Consider the following 2,366-nt stretch of genomic DNA (forward strand, 5'->3'; position numbering starts at 1 on the left):
GACGTGCTGGTGGCCGAAACGCTGGATGGCGTCGAACAGATCGACGGCATCGGTTTCCAGTGGACGATCACGGCGCTGTCGCTGGATGCGGGCCTGCCGCTGGGCCCGCTGATCGGGCAGGGCGCGCTGCTGCAGATGCAGCGGGCCGACGGCAGCCTGCGGCCGTTGCATGGACGCATCACCGCCGCCGAGCGGCTGGGCAGCAATGGCGGGCTGGCGCGCTACCGGCTGCGCCTGCAGCCTTGGCTGGCGTTCCTGTCGCAGCGGGTGGACAGCTATGTGTTCCACGACAGGACGGTCGTGGAGATCGTCGAGGACATCTTCGCCGACTACGGTGGTCTGGCCCCGGCCTGGCGCTGGTCGCTGGCCGATGGCGGCCAGTACGCGCGGCGCAGCCTGACCACGCAGTACCAGGAAAGCGACCTGGCCTTCCTGCAGCGCCTGCTGGCCGAGGAAGGCATCTATTACTGGTTCGAGCACGCCGGTGACCCCGGCAGTGCCGACTTCGGCAGCCACACCCTGGTGCTGGCCGATCACAGCCATGACACCGCCGAGCTGGGCAGCGTGCGCTTCCATCGGCGCGATGAGAGCGAGCGCAGTGACAGCGTGCAGCAGTGGTCGACCGCGCACCGCTGGCGTCCGGGCAAGGTACAGCGTGCCACCTGGGACTACCGCACGCTGGAGCGCCGCCAGGCCAGCGCCGAAAGCGGGCAGGCCAACGACCTGGGCATCATCGACCGCGACACCTGTGGCCCCTACGGCTGGCAGGACAATGCCCGCGGCCAGCGCCGCGCGCAGCAGCACCTGGATGCGCTGCGCGTGCGCGCGCAGACCATCGAGGGTGCCGGCCAGTGGCGCACGCTGGCCCCGGGTGCACGGTTCGGCCTGTCGCAGCACCCGCAGGTGAGCCAGGACGCGCAGTTCCTGTGCCTGTCGGTGCAGCACCAGGCGCGCAACAACCTCGATGCCGATGTATTCGATGCGCTGGAGCAGACCCTGGGTCCGTCCAGCGTGGCCGCGCCGGCACTGCCGGGCGCGCTGTCGGGCCTGGCCAATGGGCGTGCGCCCGGTGAGGTCTCCACCGCCTTCTACGACAACCGCTTTGTGGCCATCCCGGCCGAAGTGACCTACCGGCCGCAGACCGACGATGGCCATGGCGCGCATCTGCATCCGCGGCCGACCATCACCGGCACGCTCAGTGCGATCGTGGTCAGCGATGGCGACCCGCTGCTGTCCGACCGCGACCACCGCATCAAGGTGCAGTTCCCGTGGCAGCGCGGCGGCAACGCCAGCAGCGGGCTGGCCCATCCGGGTGGGGACGACAATGCCCCGGCCACCGGGGGGGCCTGGACGTGGGTGCGGGTGATGACCCCATGGGCGGGCGACAACTGGGGCGGCGTGGTGCTGCCACGGCGCGGCCAGGAAGTGCTGGTGGCCTTCCTGGAGGGCGACATCGACCGTCCGGTGGTGGTCGGTGCGGTGTACAACGGCCGTGGCCAGCAGGACGCGCAGCACAACCAGATCAACGGTGGCGGTGCCAACGCCACCGGCAATGCGGCGGCATGGTTCGAGGGCAACGATCACGCCGCGGTGTATACCGGTTTCAAGAGCCAGGCGCTGGCCGACAGCCAGGGCGGGCAGGGCGGCTACCAGCAGCTGCGCTTCGATGACACGCCGGGCCAGGGTCGCGCGCAGCTGTCCACCACCCAGCACGAGACCACCCTGACCCTGGGCCATCTCAAGGGCGGCCAGGACAACGTGCGCGAGGGCGAGCGGGGCTTTGGTGTGGAACTGTCCACGCAGGCCCAGGGTGCACTGCGCGCCGGCCGTGGCCTGCTGCTGACCACCGAGCCGGGTACGCCGCAGCTGGCGGCGCCGCAGGCACTGAGCCAGTTGCAGGAAAGCCAGCAGCTGCTGCAGCAGCTGGCCGAGTCGGCGGCCAACCAGCAGGCACAGCTTCCGAGTGATCCCAACGAATTGCCGGTGGACACGACGCTGACCGAACTGCAGGAGACCCTGCGCGCCACTCACAGTGGCAGCGCGGCGGGCAGCATTGCCGGTGGCGACGGTGAAGCGCCGGGCTGGAGCGCGCCGGTCCTGCTGGGCAGTGGCGTGGCCGGCGTGCTGAGCCTGACCCCGGCCGACCAGGTGTGGGTGAGTGGCACCCACACTACGCTGGCCAGCGGCGTGGCACTGAACTGGATGACCCAGGGGTCACTGACGATGGCCGTGGCCGGCGGCCTGGTGCTGTACACCGCCGGCATGGAACCCAGCGGCGAGAGCCCGAACCAGGAGCGCGGCATCGCGCTGCATGCTGCACAGGGCAAGGTGAGTGCGCGTGCGCACAAGAACCAGGCGATCGTGGC

General features: G+C 70.4%; 1 protein-coding gene. It reads left to right on the forward strand.

Features of this window, described 5'->3' with window-relative positions; all coding sequences use genetic code 11:
- A partial coding sequence (locus tag ACVOJ1_RS18935) for a type VI secretion system Vgr family protein (protein ID WP_346480776.1) occupies positions 1-2,366 on the forward strand: 2,366 nt, incomplete at both ends.

The organism is Stenotrophomonas sp. STEN225 (genome assembly GCF_056756445.1).